11 protein-coding genes and 3 pseudogenes are annotated in these 17,735 nt (G+C 49.8%); 12 read left to right on the top strand and 2 right to left on the bottom strand.

Annotation, left to right across the window (positions count from 1 at the left end):
• Window positions 1-29 precede the first annotated feature (29 nt).
• The 3 genes and pseudogenes from glgX to MKZ32_RS15620 all read left to right on the top strand — a co-directional run.
• Window positions 30-2,204 (top strand): glycogen debranching protein GlgX, encoded by a 2,175-nt coding sequence (glgX, locus tag MKZ32_RS03850; protein ID WP_239796057.1) that lies wholly within the window; start codon window positions 30-32, stop codon window positions 2,202-2,204.
• A pseudogene (gene malQ, locus MKZ32_RS03845) lies at window positions 2,201-3,733 on the top strand (4-alpha-glucanotransferase). Before glgX ends, malQ begins: the two are co-directional and overlap by 4 nt.
• A 43-nt stretch (window positions 3,734-3,776) precedes the next feature.
• A pseudogene (locus MKZ32_RS15620) lies at window positions 3,777-3,863 on the top strand (hypothetical protein); the annotation flags it as partial.
• A gap of 421 nt (window positions 3,864-4,284) precedes the next feature.
• Here MKZ32_RS15620 and MKZ32_RS03840 read toward each other — a convergent pair.
• The gene (locus MKZ32_RS03840) at window positions 4,285-4,452 is read right to left on the bottom strand and encodes a hypothetical protein (RefSeq protein ID WP_239796056.1); all 168 of its coding nucleotides are present in this window, start codon (window positions 4,450-4,452) and stop codon (window positions 4,285-4,287) included.
• Here MKZ32_RS03840 and MKZ32_RS03835 point away from each other — a divergent pair.
• The 7 genes and pseudogenes from MKZ32_RS03835 (at window position 4,452) to MKZ32_RS03805 (ending at window position 12,226) form a co-directional block, all read left to right on the top strand.
• Window positions 4,452-4,778, top strand: coding sequence for a transposase (locus tag MKZ32_RS03835; protein ID WP_239796055.1), 327 nt, complete (start codon window positions 4,452-4,454; stop codon window positions 4,776-4,778). The genes MKZ32_RS03840 and MKZ32_RS03835 overlap by 1 nt on opposite strands.
• Before the next feature lie 2 nt (window positions 4,779-4,780).
• Window positions 4,781-5,179, top strand: coding sequence for a hypothetical protein (locus MKZ32_RS15825; RefSeq protein WP_239796054.1), 399 nt, complete (start codon window positions 4,781-4,783; stop codon window positions 5,177-5,179).
• A gap of 110 nt (window positions 5,180-5,289) precedes the next feature.
• Window positions 5,290-6,597: pseudogene (locus MKZ32_RS03825) on the top strand (ISNCY family transposase).
• A 254-nt stretch (window positions 6,598-6,851) separates the two neighbouring features.
• Window positions 6,852-7,892: an IS630 family transposase gene (locus MKZ32_RS03820; protein WP_239796053.1), complete on the top strand. Its 1,041-nt coding sequence runs from the start codon at window positions 6,852-6,854 to the stop codon at window positions 7,890-7,892.
• Window positions 7,893-8,008: 116 nt separating this feature from the next.
• Window positions 8,009-8,800 (top strand): helix-turn-helix transcriptional regulator, encoded by a 792-nt coding sequence (locus MKZ32_RS03815; RefSeq protein WP_239796052.1) that lies wholly within the window; start codon window positions 8,009-8,011, stop codon window positions 8,798-8,800.
• Window positions 8,801-8,987: 187 nt separating this feature from the next.
• Complete coding sequence (locus MKZ32_RS03810; RefSeq protein WP_239796051.1) at window positions 8,988-10,343, top strand: AAA family ATPase; 1,356 nt, start codon at window positions 8,988-8,990, stop codon at window positions 10,341-10,343.
• Window positions 10,344-11,458: 1,115 nt separating this feature from the next.
• Window positions 11,459-12,226, top strand: coding sequence for a hypothetical protein (locus tag MKZ32_RS03805; RefSeq protein WP_239796050.1), 768 nt, complete (start codon window positions 11,459-11,461; stop codon window positions 12,224-12,226).
• Between the two features lie 343 nt (window positions 12,227-12,569).
• Here MKZ32_RS03805 and MKZ32_RS03800 read toward each other — a convergent pair whose 3' ends face one another.
• Complete coding sequence (locus MKZ32_RS03800; RefSeq protein WP_239796049.1) at window positions 12,570-12,836, bottom strand: hypothetical protein; 267 nt, start codon at window positions 12,834-12,836, stop codon at window positions 12,570-12,572.
• A 395-nt stretch (window positions 12,837-13,231) separates the two neighbouring features.
• Between MKZ32_RS03800 and MKZ32_RS03795 the strand changes: the two genes are divergently transcribed.
• Window positions 13,232-14,560: an alpha/beta hydrolase gene (locus tag MKZ32_RS03795; protein WP_239796048.1), complete on the top strand. Its 1,329-nt coding sequence runs from the start codon at window positions 13,232-13,234 to the stop codon at window positions 14,558-14,560.
• A 99-nt stretch (window positions 14,561-14,659) separates the two neighbouring features.
• Entirely contained in the window at window positions 14,660-17,647 is a 2,988-nt protein-coding gene (locus tag MKZ32_RS03790; protein ID WP_239796047.1) for a CHAT domain-containing protein, read from the top strand.
• Window positions 17,648-17,735: the final 88 nt, after the last annotated feature.

Below are 17,735 nucleotides of genomic sequence, written 5' to 3'. Positions count from 1 at the left end.
TTCTGTGGCAGCGATGATTCAATACAATCATGAATACGCCTGAACGCACACTGCATGATTACGTAGCAGATATCTCCGAACATACTGAAGTTCGGAGAGGTGTTCCTTTGCCCTTTGGAACCCATGAATCTGAGGGAGGGGTTAACTTTTCCTTATTTAGCCGTCATGCCACCCACGTTCGTCTGGAGTTGTTTGATCATCCCGTAGACGCAACGCCAGCTAGGGTTATTGATTTCGATTTTACACGCAACCGTACTGGTGACATATGGCACGTATGGGTTGAAGGAATTCGTTCCGGTCAACTCTATGCCTACCGGGTAGATGGCCCGTACCAGCCCAGAGAAGGACATCGTTTCAACTTTCACAAGCTGCTCCTGGACCCCTTTGCAACAGCGATCTCGCGGGTGCCCAACTGGGATTTTGGCCCGGCGCGGGGATATGACCTGTCGACGCCAGAGCGGGACTTGATTTGTTCGAAAGTGGATGATGCTGAAGCCATGCCGAAATGCGTGTTCACTAATGAGCACTTCCACTGGCATGACGACCAGCCGCTCCGACATCCCTGGTCAAAGACAGTGATTTATGAAACGCATGTTCGTGGTTTCACCATTCATCCCAGTTCCGTCGTGGAGCATCCCGGCACATACCGCGGCCTTATGGAAAAGATCCCCTATTTGAAAGAGCTGGGAGTGACGGCTGTGGAATTGATGCCCGTCCATGAGTTTAACGAATTCGAAGTACCGGGCATCAATCCGCAAACAGGCAAGCCACTCAGAAATTACTGGGGCTACGATCCCGTGGCCTTCTTTGCGCCGAAAGCATCCTACAGCAGTGCGGGAGGCATGGGTCAACAGAAGCTGGAGTTCAAGGAAATGGTCCGGGCGCTCCATCATGCCGGTATCGAAGTGATCCTGGATGTCGTGTTCAATCATACGTCGGAGGGAAACGAACTGGGCCCAACCTTATGTTTCCGCGGGATTGATAACTCAATTTTCTACATGCTGGAGTCAGACCAACGCTATTACAAGAACTACGCTGGTACCGGCAATACCATCAACGCCAACCATCCCGTGGTGCGGGATCACATCCTTGGAGCGTTGCGCTACTGGGTGGTTGAGATGCATGTGGATGGGTTCCGCTTTGACCTTGCGTCGATTCTCGGCCGGGATCGCACCGGCAAGCTCCTAGCTAATGCCCCCCTTCTCGAACGGATCGCCGAAGACCCGATCTTGAGAGACGCGAAAATCATCGCCGAGGCTTGGGATACCGCCGGTGCATACGAGGTGGGTAGTTTTTCAGAGCGGCGTTGGACGGAGTGGAACGGCCGGTACCGAGATGATATCCGGCGTTTCTGGCGCGGCGATGATGGGATGCTCGGATTGTTTGCCAGCCGCATCTGCGGCAGTGCCGACATCTACACCAAGTCGGGCAAAGGCCCCGAGAGCAGCATCAATTTCGTCACCTGCCACGACGGCTTCACTTTGAATGACCTGGTGAGCTATCGCGACAAGCACAATGAAGCAAACGGAGAAAACAATCATGACGGGACCAACGAAAATTTCAGCGAGAACTACGGCACCGAAGGCGAGACAACGGATGCCGGGATCGAGGCCTTGCGGAAAGGCCAGATCAAGAACTTCCTGCTGACCCTGCTGATATCGCGCGGCGTGCCGATGCTGCTCAGCGGGGACGAATTTCGCCGCACGCAAGGCGGCAACAACAACGCCTACTGCCAGGACAACGAAACGAGCTGGCATGACTGGAGCTGTCTGGAACAGCACCGGGAAATTTTCCGCTTCACCCGTGGCATGATCGACTTTCGTCGTGCACATCCGATTCTGAGTAAGGAGCAATTCTACACGGACGCCAATATACATTGGTTTGGCCCGCAAGGAGGAATGCCCAACTGGGCTGACCCGAAAGAAAAGCAGTTTGGCTGCCTGATCCATGAAGATGAGCAGCGCGCACTTTTCCTGATTTTCAATGCCAGCGCAGATGCGGTCGATTTCGGTTTACCCCCTGTACTACCGGGGACTCGGTGGCATCTGGCCGTTGACACCTCTCGCGAAGCACCACAAGATCTATTTGCTGTGGGCAAGGAACCTCTTTGGGAAGATCCACAAACTTACTACTTGAGTCCCCGCTCCAGCGCCATACTTTTGGCACGGAAGCAGGAATCTGCCTTGGGAGGGCGGGCAGTATGAATCAACGCTCCTCCGGGATACTTCTCCATCCAACATCCCTTGCCAACGAATATCCCATCGGCGACCTAGGGCCTGCGGCAACTGCATTCGTGAATTTCATGGTCGAGAGCGGACAGCGTTGGTGGCAGATGCTTCCCGTCGGTCCGGCAGGGGGAGGTAATTCTCCTTACCAATCACCGTCTGCTTTTGCGGGTAATCCGCTCTTGATGAGTCCCGATCGGTTGGTGGAGCAGGGGCTCCTTGGCCGCCAAGATATCGAGCCTCCTATCATCAGGAGCGAGGGAAAGGTGAACTATCTTGCGGCGGCACGATTAAAGCTGCAATGCTTAAAAAAAGCGTTCGAAAATTTCGAAAAAAACAGGCACGATGACAGGCAATCTGAGCTCGACGCATTTGTACGCGCGGAGTCTTTATGGTTTGAAGATTTTTCGTTGTTCTCGGCAATCCAGGGAAAAGAGGGCACTTCGGATTGGACCCGATGGAACAAGGAGCTGCGAATGTGAAAGCCAAACGCCATCATTCACGCGCAGAAATACTTTGCCAAAGACATACGTTACCATAAGTTTGTCCAGTGGCAATTCTCGGTGCAGTGGAATGAGTTAAGGGCTTACTGCAATTCCAGAGAAATTGGGCTGATCGGCGATGTTCCCCTGTTCGTGGCTCACCAAAGCGCCGATGTCTGGTCTCATCCCGGGCTTTTCAAACTGGATGCCGTTGGAAACCCCACAGTGGTTGCGGGAGTTCCTCCCGATTATTTCTCCAAAACAGGACAGGTGTGGGGTGTCCCCGTGTATCGCTGGGAGGCGCTTCGAGAGCAGAGCTACAGCTGGTGGATCGAACGCCTGCGGACGGCTTTTGGACGGTTCGATGTCAATTGGCTGGATCATTTCATCGGCTTTGTCCGCACCTATGAAGTGTCTGCACAAGCCAAGACGGCTGTGAACGGGCAATACTACCCTGGCAGAGGCGCTTCTTTTTTCGAAGCCGCCCGCAAAGCCCTTGGGTTATTGCCTCTGATCGCGGATGATCTCGGTGCCAAAGCACCCGAAGTAGTGGCTTTACTCAATCAACTTCAGATCCCGGGCACAAGGGTGCTCCAATTCGAGTTCGGTTCAAATCTCGAAAGCAATTCAGGTCCACCAGAACAGCATCCGGTGAAATCAGTGGTCTATACCGGAACCCATGATAACGACACAGCGGCAGGCTGGTATCGGAAGTTGCCAAGCACGCAACGCAAAACCCTGCAAAAACAGCTGGGAGCAAACAGCCGGGAGGTGATCTGGGCCTTGATCCGTGAGGCGATGGCATCGCAGACCGACACAGCCATCGTTCCAGCGCAAGGCCTCCTGGAACTGGGGTCGGTGGCGCGAATGAATTTTCCCGGAATTGCGAAAGGAAACTGGCGATGGCGTCTGAAAGATGGCGCACTGACCCAAGAGCTCGCGCAAAGGCTGCGAAGCGTAACGATTATGTATGGGCGCCTGATGAGTGGTGAGCCCCGCCCAGCTCTCCTTGATATTAGGAGATGACCCGACGCCACAGATCGCGAAGCGGGTATATGAACAGTAAGAGAGACAAAATCGTCGGCACAACCAAACCGTTCAAGATTGGCTCCGCGCGGAACGGGAATTAAAGATGGAGCGAAACGATGACAAATAAGCATTCACAACAACATGCTCAAGTTTAGACATTCAGCCCTAATAGGGCTGCAATTGGGCACGTAAAGATATTGACACAAATGCGTAAAAATCAGTTGACAGAAGGGATGGTTTGTGTCGTCGTGCGCCCTGCACGCGAAGATTTTTAGAGCGTGCAGGGCGGCGACCACAAAGAGTCTTTTTGACTCTTATTCGGTGTCCCATGTCCTACGTTCAAACTGTCAGTCTATGCCTGTCAAGATGGATTACGCATCTGCTCACCGTCGTTTCGCCGCCCTTCCGCGCAACCTTTGGCGAAATACTCTACGCCTGCCTGATTTCCCCCGCGGAGTGGGTGACGCGCCATCGCAGCGATCACCCGACGCAAACACTGAACGACTTATTACAAACTCCTGGAGCGCGGCAGCGTTCGCACGCTGCGCTTAGCGCAAGCACCGTTCGAACTGATCAACGAAGTACTGCCTCTGAAAACACTCAATCTGGTGATCGACGACACACAGATACCGCGCCATTCCGAGACGGCACCGGGCAACATCATTCGGCACGATCACGCCAGAAAAACTAATCGACCGCAGTATTTGCAAGCTCAATGCTGGATCTCCTAGGGAGTGAGTGTGCTGGGCAGTTAGTTGGTGGCAGGACGTATGTGCTACCGATTGTGTCCCGTTTAGTGCCAGCCTCAGGCAATCGCAACAAACTGACCATCGCGCTGGCGCTGGTGCATGGCCTGACACCGGTGACAACAAAACCCGACCGAGTGCTGTTCGATGCATGGTTCATGCGGGCGCGACTTGTGTTGCCGCTGCTGTCACGAAAGATGCGGGTAATTGGTCAGGCGCGGCGCGACACTGCGTTATTCATGCCACCGATAGTGCTGGTCAAACCTGGGCGTGGACGACCCGCCAAATATGGGTAAAAATGGCAGCCGATGCGATCCTGGCTTTGCCGGTGACCGAACTCAAGCTCACGCTGTATGGCAAGGAGCAATTGATTAGTCTGCGCAGCGTGGGTTGCAATGATGCGCTTTCTCAAAGACACGCTGGTACGAGCCGTGTGGTGCTCGTTCTTCAATGCAGACAAACAGAGCAGGTCAAAAGCACGCTTGTTGTTGGCGACAGAAACCGAATTAAGTGCCGAGGAAATCCTTCGACTGTACGTACGCTGCTGGGGAATCGAACCCTTGTTTCACAACCTGAAACGCTGGTGGGGTGTCAACAACTTGTGGCAACAAAAACGCATTGTGCTGGCACTATGAATACAGATTCGTTCCACGGCGTGGATGCTAGTTCGTTCTCATCCATAAACATAACAATTTGATTTAGCTTAATAAAAACCGATTATATTGATGGAAAAGCCCAACGGAAATGTGTATGATTGAAGTCAAGCTATTGATTGCAAACAAACACCCAACCATTGGGGAATCCAAAATGCGCGCAAAACGCACACACCAAATAAGTATATACGAGACATTTGCGGAACACGAAATCGGACAGGAATTAAAGGCCATTTCCGAGTGGCTGGATCGTCATGTTGAAGCATTAGACTGGGTCGAGAAAGACATTCAGCGGAAAGGGATCAAGGATACTGGGCGCATGAGCATCGAAGCGATATTGCGTTGCGGGCTGCTCCAGCAACACCGGCAATGGACATACGAGGAACTGGCGTTTCACTTGACTGATTCGGCAACCGCCGATGCTTTTGCTCGCCTGCCAAGAGGCCTTTGTCCGACGGATTCTGCGCTGCAGAGCGTGATTGCACTGATCCGTGGGGAGACCTGGGAGTGCATTAGCCAAGCACTGGTCAAAGACGCACTGGCCAGTCGCATTGAGACACTCAAGCAAGCGCGAATCGACAGCACCATAACAGAAACACTGATCCACAAGCCATGGGACAGCTCACTACTGGGCGATGCTGAACAGATACTGGAACGCTTGATGATTGAAGCCTGCGAACACGGCCCGCAACTGCGGTACACCTGTCATCGTCGGGTAGTAAAGAAACAGATTATGGCGATCTGCAACTGCAAAGGGGAAGAGAAACGGCGCGAGCATTACCTCAAACTCATCAGTAACGTGCGGCATACCTTGCGAGCAGTGAATAGTGTGATGGTGACACAACAACAAAACACGGATTGGATGAAACGAGCTGAACACTATGCAGAACTCACTTTGCGCATCATCGACCAAACCCTGCGGTGTGTTATCAAGGGAGAGCGCGTACCCGCTGCTGACAAGGTGGTCAGTGTATTTGAGCCACACACCAACATCATCGTCAAAGACCGGCGCGCTACCAAGCTCAATCTCACCACAGGCAAACACGGCATGGTATTGGATGTGGTGATTGAGGAAGGCAACCCGGCGGCTAGCAGTCGATTGCTTCCGATGATCAAGCGCATCCAAGCGTGCTTCGGCAAGTTACCACGCCAAGTGGCGGCGGATGCGGGTTATGCAAGCAAAGAAAACATCAGTGAGGCCAAAACACTGGGTATCAAGGCAGTGGGGCTGCCCAAGAAGCGCGGCATGAACGTAGAAGAGATGACAGACAGCGAGTGGATATACAAGAAACTCAAACGCTTCCGTGTCGGGATCGAAGGCAACACCTCAATGCTGAAACGGGTGTTTGGTTTGAATCGCTGCACATAGAGAGGGCTTGAGCACCTCCGGTCTTACGTGATGTCGGCGGTGCTGGCGTATAATTTCAAACTATTCGCCAGACTGTCGCGACAAGGTTTATAGCGCGTCAAAGTGGGGGGGCGTTTGAAAATGCCAGTCATGGCGCGGGGAAGCTCGCGCCAAATCCGGTGAAAAACAGGATGGACGAACCAAGGTGGCATATTCGTCTGTCTATAACGAAAGAAAGTGCTCGATTTACAGCGATTGACCAAAATACTCAGCGGGCGGTCCTGAAAATTCGGGTGTTTATGGATGAGAACTATAGACCCGGCACGATTTATAAATGAATTTTTATTGGTTTTCGATGTCTATGGAGTATGGAAAAAGAAGATGCCCGCAAGCAGTCGCGAGAAGTACTGCATGAACGACGCAAGCAAGTCATTCGTATGCACCGCAAAGGTGTGGCGGTGATGGAGATCGTGGTGCAAACGGGACTGAGCTGGACGGCAGTCAATACGGCGCTGCGGTTGTATAAGGCTGAAGGTTCGGGGGCACTCAAGCCCGGCGTTCGGGGTAAAAAACCTGGCAGTGGACGTCGCTTGACGGTTAGCCAAGAGCTGGCGATTCAACAAACCATCTGCGACAGACGCCCCGAACAACTTAAGATGGATTTTGCGCTATGGAGCAGGCCCGCTGTGCGCCAGCACATTGAGCTGGCGCACGGTATCAAGCTGTCTATTCGGGCAGTAGGCAACTACTTGGCACGTTGGGGTTTTACACCACAAAAACCCATTAAAAAAGCATACGAGCAGCGGCCTGAAGCCGTCCAGGCTTGGCTTGATGAACAATATCCGGCCATTGAAGCCAGAGCAAAAACAGAAGGTGCGGAAATTCACTGGGGCGACGAGACGGCGCTAGTCAACACGGATGTCAGAGGCAGGAGCTATGCGCCGGTGGGCAAGACACCTGTGACGTTCGCAGTAGGCGGCACGCGCCACAAGCTATCGATGATTGCGACGGTAACCAATCAGGGTAAAACGCGCTGGATGATTATTGATGAGGCATTTAACTCCGACAAGCTCATTGAATTTCTGGAGGCGCTCATCAAGGATACAGACCGCAAGGTGTTTCTGATACTGGACAACTTGAGAGTTCATCACAGCAAACCTGTAAAGGCTTGGGCTGCCGAGAACGCACAGAAAATCGAGTTGTTCTACTTGCCCAGCTACAGCCCTGAACTCAACCCCGAAGAAAGACTGAATGCAGATCTCAAGCACGTCATCACTTCAAAGGTGCCAGTGCGCACCAAGGCAAAACTCAGAGCTGCTGCGACTGATCACATGACCATGCTTGAGCAAAACCCCGAACGCGTGCGCCGTTATTTCCGCGACCCAAAAGTCGCCTACGCGGCTTCATGAATAATTCGTGCCGGATCAATAGCGATACAATCATTCAGTCTGGAACTATGGCATTGCCGTACGTAACGGGCTAAATTCTTAAACTAAGACATTACGTCAGATAAGGGTAAAAAATCATGATTAGCCTTTCATTAAACCGTGGCGGGCAAGTGACATGCACGCCGCAAAGTACAGTAGGTAAATCCGAAATCGCAACTTTACTGAAAAGTGAAGCTGCCAAATTAGATCGGCAGCTGAATATGTCGAAAGTTCTGGCTAATGCACTCAGCATGCCGGATATATCAAAAGTTATGACTAATGCATTAGACAAATTGGATATTTCGAAAGTCGCGGCTAACGCACTCGACAAGCTAGATATGTCGAAAGTGGCCGCTAATGCACTCGACAAAATGAGTATGTCGAAAGCTGCGGCTAATGCACTGGACAAGCTTAATACGCCGAAAGTCAAGGTTGATGCATCTGACAGGCGCAGAATAGCAAGTCTTATAGCCTCTCCTCATGCTAAAAGCCCTCATGCCAATGAGAAAGCAGGTCCTACTGTATCGGCGTCATCCGATGATGTTGCCTGTGAAATATCAGGCCCAGATTGTGCGCCAGAGGCAGCAAGCAGCGATGATGACGATGGGGACGGCGATGGCGACCCCGACAGTGACAGGCGAAAGAAAACTCGCCAACCTAACTCACCTCCAGTTCCAAACTCTGCTTTAATTCAACGCAAGACTTCCCAGCGCATTCTCCGTATGTCAAAGCTTACATGCGACATAGGATTATCCCGGAGCACAATCTACAAATTAATGAGTGAGGGTTCATTTCCAGCATCCATTCCGATTGGAACGAGAGCCGTTGGATGGCTTGAATCTGACATCGATGTGTGGCTGGATAGCCGCATAAATTCTTCCAAAGCATAAGGGGGAAGGCTATGAACAGCATAATAAAAGCTGCCAGACAAATGGCGACTTATCAATTCGCACGTCCCTTGTATGACAATTCGATCACCGTGCTGCCGAAATTGCACACTGTTCCAGCGATGAACTTAGCTGGTTTAGGATTTTTTTCTGTTGTGTGTAACGGGTGCTTTGGCTGGAGATGCTCATTATGAACGAGACCAATCTACCCGCTGAAATTATTCATGGTCATGAGGATACTTCTGTCCGCTCTCATAAAATAACAGCTCAAAAATCCGTTGACAGACCTGGAAACTATGACGCCAACGACTTTTATCAGGAGTTTGGGACCGGTGTACTAGAGATTTTGTTGAACCAGGCACAGCCAACTCCTGATAAAGAGTCTCATTTTAAGCGCATTAGTCTTGCTGACGTGTGGACTAATCCACCTCCACCACAACGATATATATGGGGTGAGCGTGTTCCATCTGAGGCTCTGACTCTACTTGCAGCGCATGGTGGTACGGGGAAAAGCTTGTTTGCTTTGCAGCTTGCTGCTCACGTTTCAACAGGTGCTGATTTTTTAGGTCTGCCAACCGAGCAAAGTAAAACGCTCTTTTTTAGTGCCGAGGATGCGACGAATACTATTCGCCGACGCTTTGGATCGCTATGCCGAGTTGATGGTTTAGATCCTGCCAAGGTGGAACACAATCTGATTGTGCTAGATGCAACTGATGCGCCTTGTTTGTTCCATGAGGTGAACATATTAGGTGTTAGGCGTGGTCAAGTAACGGAGCATTATCTCAAACTGAAAGCGATGATTGAAGCCGAGCGCGTAGCGTTTTTGATTATAGATAATGCAAGCGATGCCTTTGGAGCAAACCCAATAGACCGGCAACATGTAACGCAATTTGTTCGCGTACTTGTTCATTTAGTTCGGAAAATAGGTGGGGCAGTATTGATGTTATCGCACGTGAACAAAGTCACCTCTAGAGCCGGTAAAAAACAGACCGACAGTGAAGGGTATGCTGATTCTGCCGCATGGCATAATGCCCCACGAAGCCGTCTTTTTCTGAACGCTACTGATGAAGCAGGCAGTCTATCATTAGCGCATCAGAAAAATAATGTGGGCAAAAAGCAACCAGACATGAACCTTGCATTTCGTGTTGATGGTTCGAGCATCATTTCTTTAGATGCAGGACATGCAAACGGCATGGCTTCAGTCAATGCTCTGCTACGCGAAGGCTACCGCTTACCATTAATGAAGCTCATACATGAATTTTATGTGCGAGGAGAAAACATAAGCGTGTCAGCAAATAGTCCAGGCACAAATGCGCACGCCCTACTTAAAGCGGAGCCCAGTTACCCACAGGGGCTAAACAAGGCCAATTGTCTGGCCGTAATACGAGAGTGCGAGCGCCAGGGGTTTATTGTTCGCGAAACCTATATAAAAAAGGACCGCCATGAAGCAGAACGATGGGCCCTTGCTCATGATGGATTGCGCTTTATTGGCATGGATGTGCCAGAGCATGTCGCATCAAAGGGCGTGCGAGTGGAGGATTCATGAAGAAGATGCAATAGAAGCTGATATTTTGGCTTAACCATAGGTAGTTCGCGGGAGGTTGCGGGAGGTTATTGTTTTTAGAACCTACCGCAACCTCCCGCACACAATCCGACCTGCGGGAGGTTAGTGCGGGAGTACCTAGGGGGTATGGGGGAGCCACCGCACCACAAACCTACCGCACACGTGCCGCCGCAAATTCAATCTGAGTAGTATCAAAGAGTGTTCTGTTCCGTCCATTGTTGAACCTCCCGCACTAAAAAGCTTAAATGTGGTGACCATAACTCACCCGACTCTAAAGGTACTAATGCTGGGCCAGCTGGCTAATGATTGCCCGAGGAACTCGCCTTTTAACATCAACTATATTGCTAGCTTAAGTTTCAGGACAGTAAACATAACAATACGATTGCGAATCTTGAATACCCACTAAAAGCTCAACAGCTATCGCTAGCATTGTCTCTAACCATCAAAATTTTGACCTCGATGACAGCGATCTGGCTGCAGACCCGATTACCTATGCGCTACCTCTCAGTAATGTGATGAGCAAGAAGCATATATGCGTAGGAAGGATGGCTGCTCGAATAGCCGGTATAAGTTATACCGTCGGTAGAGTTGATTGACAGTGATATTGAACAGTAGACGTGAACATCTTGCTTCCATCCCATGCATTCTCGGAAGCTATTTCTATCCAATTATCACCTTTTTAACTGCGATCCGTTGATGGTGCATTTTATTAAACGACAAGTTTCACTTTAAAAAGCTACTGACATATTAAGTTGCTATTCTCAATAATCCAAAATTTCGAGTTCAACTTGATTGCCTGGTGGGATAGATCCTGACGTTTTACACACTGAGAATCTATTTATTAAGGAAACCTCCCATTGTGACGAAAAGATTCATATTGATTGATGTGTAAATATTCTTTTGCTGATTTGTTGACGCTAATAAACGGCAAGGCCTATTTCGGCATTATTTCAAGATCGATAATCTTAGAAATGTCCGATCAAGTGATCTCTGAACGGCAGCTCTGCAAACTTTGAACATGCTCGTGTAAATGATGCGGCTTAAGCTCAGCAATTTATTGCGGGATCAGAGTGTACTAATCCAACTGCGGAAAGAAAATGAAAAACTATCTAACTGAACAGCCTGCTGGAAAAATCATCAGACATTCCTTGGAAATCTACCTCTCAAACTTTAAAACTTTGTCTCTTATTTTTAGTTTGCCAATTCTACTTAGTTTGTTGCTATCGGTTTATACCAAAGAAATCGATCAGAAACCTTTGATTATGATCGCAGAGGCAATCAAGCTCTTCACAGTAGTATTCGCTAGCCTTGCTGTGGTAATCGCGGTTTCAGATATTAGCCTTGGCAGACGACCGACCGTGGGTCGATCTTATCGCTGTGCGTATAGAAAAGGAATGGGAACGATTCTAGTCACCTATTTGCTTCTGGGGTTAGTACTTCTTGTCGGCTTTATATTGCTAGTCGTGCCAGGTATTCTTTTTTCTTTGTGGTATGTACTAACTCTGGAAGTTGTGTTGCTTGAGCGCCTGTCGGGATGGAAAGCGTTGAAGAGAAGCAAAGAACTCGGCAAGGGCTTTTATTGGCGTAATTGGGGCGTAATGATTCTAATGTGCATAATATATATCGCGTCCGTTGTAATTTCATCATATATTTTGGGGTTAACTGTAAGTTTTATAGGCCACAGTTTTGGCTTGGGCTCACCTGAATTCTTAAACTTGAAACAAATTGGGTCCTTCATTGCAGAGTCATTTGCCTTGCTGTTCTATCCGATTATGGCGATTGTATCGATACTTATTTATTATGATATGCGCGTACGTAAGGAAGCGTATGGCATCAGGGAACTCACCGAAGACTTGGCGCGGTGAGTCAATAATAAAGACGGGCAGAACGCCATCTGACCATCTGGTGAGTTCAAATGCGACCCCACCCCCGGCTTAGGTACTTCCAGCCGAGCTGCTCCTAAGGGTATTTCGAAGCCCGATCTCGCGCTAGTGAATAAGCTTTTTGTTTAGGTAAACGGTTAACGAATAAAGGATGATAGATACCGCAGATAACGTAACCCTCGTAACCGCTTCCAAATCGCGCTCGAATTAGTCCGGCTATCGCAGGACGATCGGCTCCGCATGCCTCGACTGGATTCGGATCTGGCGTGTTGATCGCCAAAATGGCAGTGCGTCGCTCGTCATCGATTAACGATGCTGCAGATTGTCATATAGTGAATCCCGAGGTGCGCGCCGATCTCGGCCAGTAGCCATGCTCGACGTGCGCGGCACGAACCGCCGCTGCATGAGCGGGACTGCGGGTAGCGCATTCTTCCTCGTCAGCGCAGGCTTGAGTTTGTAGGAAGTCAGAGGCAGTGCCTTTTAATCCGGCGACGTCGCTACTGAGGTCCTTGACGCGAGTGCAGCGTACACCGACCGGCACATTCTTCGGCGCTACGCCGAAAATAGCGGATTGTGTCGAAGCGAGCCTCATTCGCGACGTACGAAGAGTGCGTTGAGACGATGAATTGCACCGGCCATGAAACGTCCTCGCCTCCTAAAATGCAGAATTTTTTTACGATCTCTGGCAACTGCCGTATGAAGGCCTCTTGTATCTGGGATGAAGATGGGCTTCGGGCTCTTCGATCACAATGAACTCCACGCCTGGCCTGTTTGCTCGTGCACGGTACTCGCGGAATAAGCCAACGACCAAAAATGACCAAAATTCTGGGTCTAGGTTAACCGCATGGAGTATTATTCGGCTTGAAAACGTACTACACTAAACTGCTGTTAGCTGTTGTACTTAGAAGAGTCTGCCAGATGAATATCTTAGAGAGATGCACGTTACCCTACGAGGACGCTTTTCCACAATAGCAAGGGAGGCTTGTCATGTCAACCGCGATATTGAGTACGCTTCATGAGCCCGTAATTAAGAGGCTTCCTACAATCGAACCAGCCATTTTTTGTATGGGCCTTTTAATATTCATAGGCTTCTCGCTGGTTGGCTGTGCCTCACAACCGCTTGAAACCAGAGGGTTCGATACAGACATCAAAACAGTTTCTGCGCGCTCGCCAGGCGGGCTTTCTTTGATATGTCAAACATCAAATGGCACTTGCTTCAACCAGTATCCAATGCTTAACAAAAGCGAATGTCAGTGCGCCGGTGCAGGTGGTATGGTTGGAGGCAAGGCCATCATCAACCCTGTGCCTGGTACTCTGGCGGACCTTTCAAGCGTCGCCACTGTTTTCTTCGCAACAGATAGGAATCGTACTTCGGAGGCTGGTCCAGAAAGTATGTTTAGCGCCTCTCGCTCAGACACTATTAGCTATGGACTAGCGCGTGTAAGCATTCCAGCGACTCACCAGACTGGATACCTCGAGGCCCCGTCCGCGTTTATTCGGTTACGCTTCTTGGAGAACGCGCAGAAGCATGTACTTCTAATGCAAACAAAGATAATGGACAAAGATGCGTACTTTCGAGCCGTCCAAGACAGAGTAGCCAGTTCACCAAAAGAGGATGCCTTCATCTTTATACATGGTTTCAATGTCTCGTTCGAAAATGCTGCACGACGTACGGCACAAATCGCATACGATCTTGGATTCCGAGGGGCACCCGTTTTTTATAGCTGGCCTTCAAGGGGTAGTCCGACGCCTTTGGGATACTCGGCTGATTCGCAGACGATCGAATGGTCCAAGGAAAATTTGAAACGATTCCTCGATGACTTTCTCTCAAAAACAAAAGCAAAAAATGTTTACCTCGTGGCGCACAGCATGGGTAACAGGGCTCTCACCGCCGCGTTTGTCGCGCTGCTAAATGAAAAGCCAACCCTTCGATCAAGAGTCAAGGAAATGATTTTGGCAGCACCCGATATTGATGCGGGGATATTCAAGCGGGACATTGCTCCCGCAATGGTGAAGCTCGGCGAACCCATTACTCTTTACGCGTCGTCTACAGACAGGGCTCTACAATTGGCGCACATAGCAAACGGATTCCCCCGCGCAGGTGACGCTGGTCCAGGCATGGTCGTCGTAAATGGCGTAGAAACGATTGACGCAACCGCAATCAATACAAGCTTTCTCGGCCATTCTTCGTTTGCTGAAACGCGAGAGATTTTAAACGATTGGCAATACATAATTGAGCAAGGTTTGCGTGCTTCGCAGCGAGCTGGTCTTATGCAACCATCCTCAACTCGGCCATACTGGACCTTCAAGAAGTGAAAAATGCGGAGTCATATCCTAGTTTTCAGCCGCCAATTAGCTGAAAGTTGCCAAGTGAGGCTCCATTTTGCGCGCAACGGTATAAGATGGATCGCATTGGTGGCCGCACTCTTTCTCTTATTGTCCTCCATTGTTTGTCTCGCACAGGGTGGCGAAAAGCAAGCCTTTGAAGAGGCCATTTTAGACGCTAGCAAGGCCAATAGAGTTGGTGATAGCGACGCAGAACGTCGCTTTTTAGAACAAGCGATTAATACATACGACAAGCTGGGCGCCACAGACCAAGATGTGCTCGTTCCATGGCTCACACGTCTGGATCACCTATATCAAGGTGGGCGACCGAACGCGAGCGATGAGGCAATGAGGAATGCGCTTCGCGTGAACCTGCGCCTGCTTACGATCAATCGTGCATTGCACGGCCATAACAGCGAAGAGGTCGAACGTTATTGTTTTTCTGTTGGGTATTTCGTTGGACTCCTGGAAGGGTCCGAACCTGCTCTTGAGCACTTCAAATGCTATTTAGACGCTGTACAAGCTCGTCACGGCGATGCAAGTGCCGAGGTAGGTACAGCATTAAGCATGTATGCTGATTCTCTCTCAAATGCCAATCGCGATGAGGAAGCTGACGCAGCTTACAAAAACTCCATTCGTATACTCGAAACTGCCCTTGTGCTAAATGCTATGCCTGTGGCTCAGGCATGGCGGCGATATTCCAGCTTTTTTTGGAAAACTGGGCGATATGATGAGTATGAGTTGGCAATACATAAGCAACTGGCAATTTTGTCTAAAGTGGCTGGCGAATTCTCTCAGGACTATCTTTTCGCTCAGCGCGGATTAATTGCTTTTTATTTACGATGGGATCGAAATGATGAAGCTGATGCACTAGTTTGGAAAGCCTACGTATATTTAGATGAACATGATCCTAATGGATTTCTAATGGCGCTATATGCATGGTCAGCTGGCGATGCTTCGTTGCGAGCGGGTCAGCCCGACGAAGCCAAGGAGCTATTCGAGCGCTCTCTTACACTTCATCGATTCATTATGTCGAGCAAATATCTGCATCTGGGTTCGCTTCAAATAGATATAGCAAACGCTCTTTACGCGGATAAACGCATAACCGAAGCAATTGGTAAGCTCAATGAAGCGCTAGCTTTTTTTCACAGTATCGGCCAAGACGGATGCCATCAAGCAGCCTCGGCTCATAGAATTCTTGGGGAAATAGCACTAAAAAATGGAAATGATGTTGAAGCTATCAAGCATTTCGCTCAAGCTCGCGAAAAATATGAGTTACTGGTTGAACGAGGTGGCCCGTCAGGAATCATGACCAAGTACAATTTGTCCCAGGCTCAGCAACGACTTGGCATGCAGCAAGAGGCCGATAATACGCTTGAGCAGGCTATTGATGCAGTGGGCAATATATTCAGTACTGCCGATTCTTTGCAGATCGAAACGTTAACTGTACGCACACAGTTTCTTCCGATACTGTCTAAATACCTTAAAATGGCATCGCTGCGAGGGGCCAACAAGGATAGAACCCTGCAAGTAGCTCAGTTAGCTAATGTAAGTGACACAGCTGCAACTATTGTGAGAATGGCAGCTCGTAGCATGGGCAGCAGTAACACTTCGTCAGTATTGCTTCGCAGGTATCAAGATTCGACACGGATGTTGAGAGCGATAGATTTGCAGATTGCGGATCCAGCGGTGCTAACTCATCAACAACGAATGCTTTCGCTTGTGGCGGAGCGCGCCGCGCTGCAACAACAGTATGCAAGGGATGTTGCGCTCCTGGATCGCGAACTCCCTCGGTATAGAAAACTTACAAGCTCTGCTCCAATTCCGCTGGAAACATTGCAGGTGGCTCTTCAGAGCCGTGAAGCACTTATCGTATTCCATTTCTCCGATGACGACGGCTTCATATGGGTTGTTAAAAAAAATGGTGAAGCCAAGTTCCTTGCACTGCCTATTACAGGTAGACAGCTAGCGCAGTCAATAACAGCTTTGCGCCGTGGTTTGATGGTACACAATGGTCGCTTGGAGAAATTCAACATTCAATTGGCCCATCAACTCTATCGTAAGCTCTTTGCTAATGTCGAAGGTGACCTCACGGATGTGGACCATTTACTGGTTATTCCAGACGGAGCTCTTCGCAGCCTTCCTTTAAGCGTACTCATCAATAAGGCACCTCCGCTTGGCTCCGAAAACTACCGAAAGAGTGCATGGCTTGCTAGGCGTTTTGCTATCAGTACACTTCCCTCGATTTCTTCTTTAATGGCGCTTAGACGGCCTACAGAGGAACCACAGGAGATATGGAAAAAATCATTTGGCGGTGTCGGAGACCCGCATTTTAAAGATACATCTGCTCGCGATAGCCTCCGGCCCTGGTCTGTATTGATGGAGAAGGGCAATGTAAGCGGCAAGGAACTCTCCAAGTTGCCCAGTCTCCGTGAAACGCGTGACGAACTCATTCAAATTGCCAAGTTGTTATTTGCGTCGCGAGACGATCTATTGCTAGGTACCGCAGCCACAGAAAAGGCAGTCCGAACAAAAGACTGGTCGGGAATTCGTGTCCTTGACTTTGCAACTCACGCCCTACTTACCGGCGAGATTAAAGGATTATCCGAGCCAGCGCTTGTACTAACCCCGCCTATGCTGGTTTCCGCGGACGAAGACGGCATGCTTACCGCCAGTGAGATTTCAAAAATGATTCTTCATGTGGACTGGGTCATTCTTTCTGCATGCAACACAGCAGGCTCCGATGGAACACTCGGCGGGGAAACGTTATCCGGACTAGCCAAGGCCTTTTTTCACGCCGGGACAAAAGCGGTGCTTGCTTCCCACTGGTATGTAGAATCAAGTGCTACCAAGCGGCTTATCACATCAATGCTCGCATATTATGCCGCCCATCCTCGTGAAGGGAAGGCTAATGCACTGCGTGAGGCGATCCTTTCGATGCTCGACCATGGAGATCGCGATAATGACTCGCACCCAGCACTATGGGGGCCATTCTCACTAATTGGGGATGGCGGACAAGACGTAGCACAAGATATCTCGCCAAGACAGGCTCGCACCGGTCAAGTCCCAAGTGACTGATAGAGATCAGTATCGATTTATAATTCAATTCGCAGCAAAACTCATTTCGGGTGATGCCAATTTTCAAACTCTGCATTGGTTATAGCCG

The sequence above is a fragment of the Candidatus Nitrotoga arctica genome, from assembly GCF_918378365.1.
GTDB classification, from domain to species: Bacteria; Pseudomonadota; Gammaproteobacteria; order Burkholderiales; family Gallionellaceae; genus Nitrotoga; species Nitrotoga arctica.
This window is presented reverse-complemented; position numbering and strand designations above follow the sequence as displayed.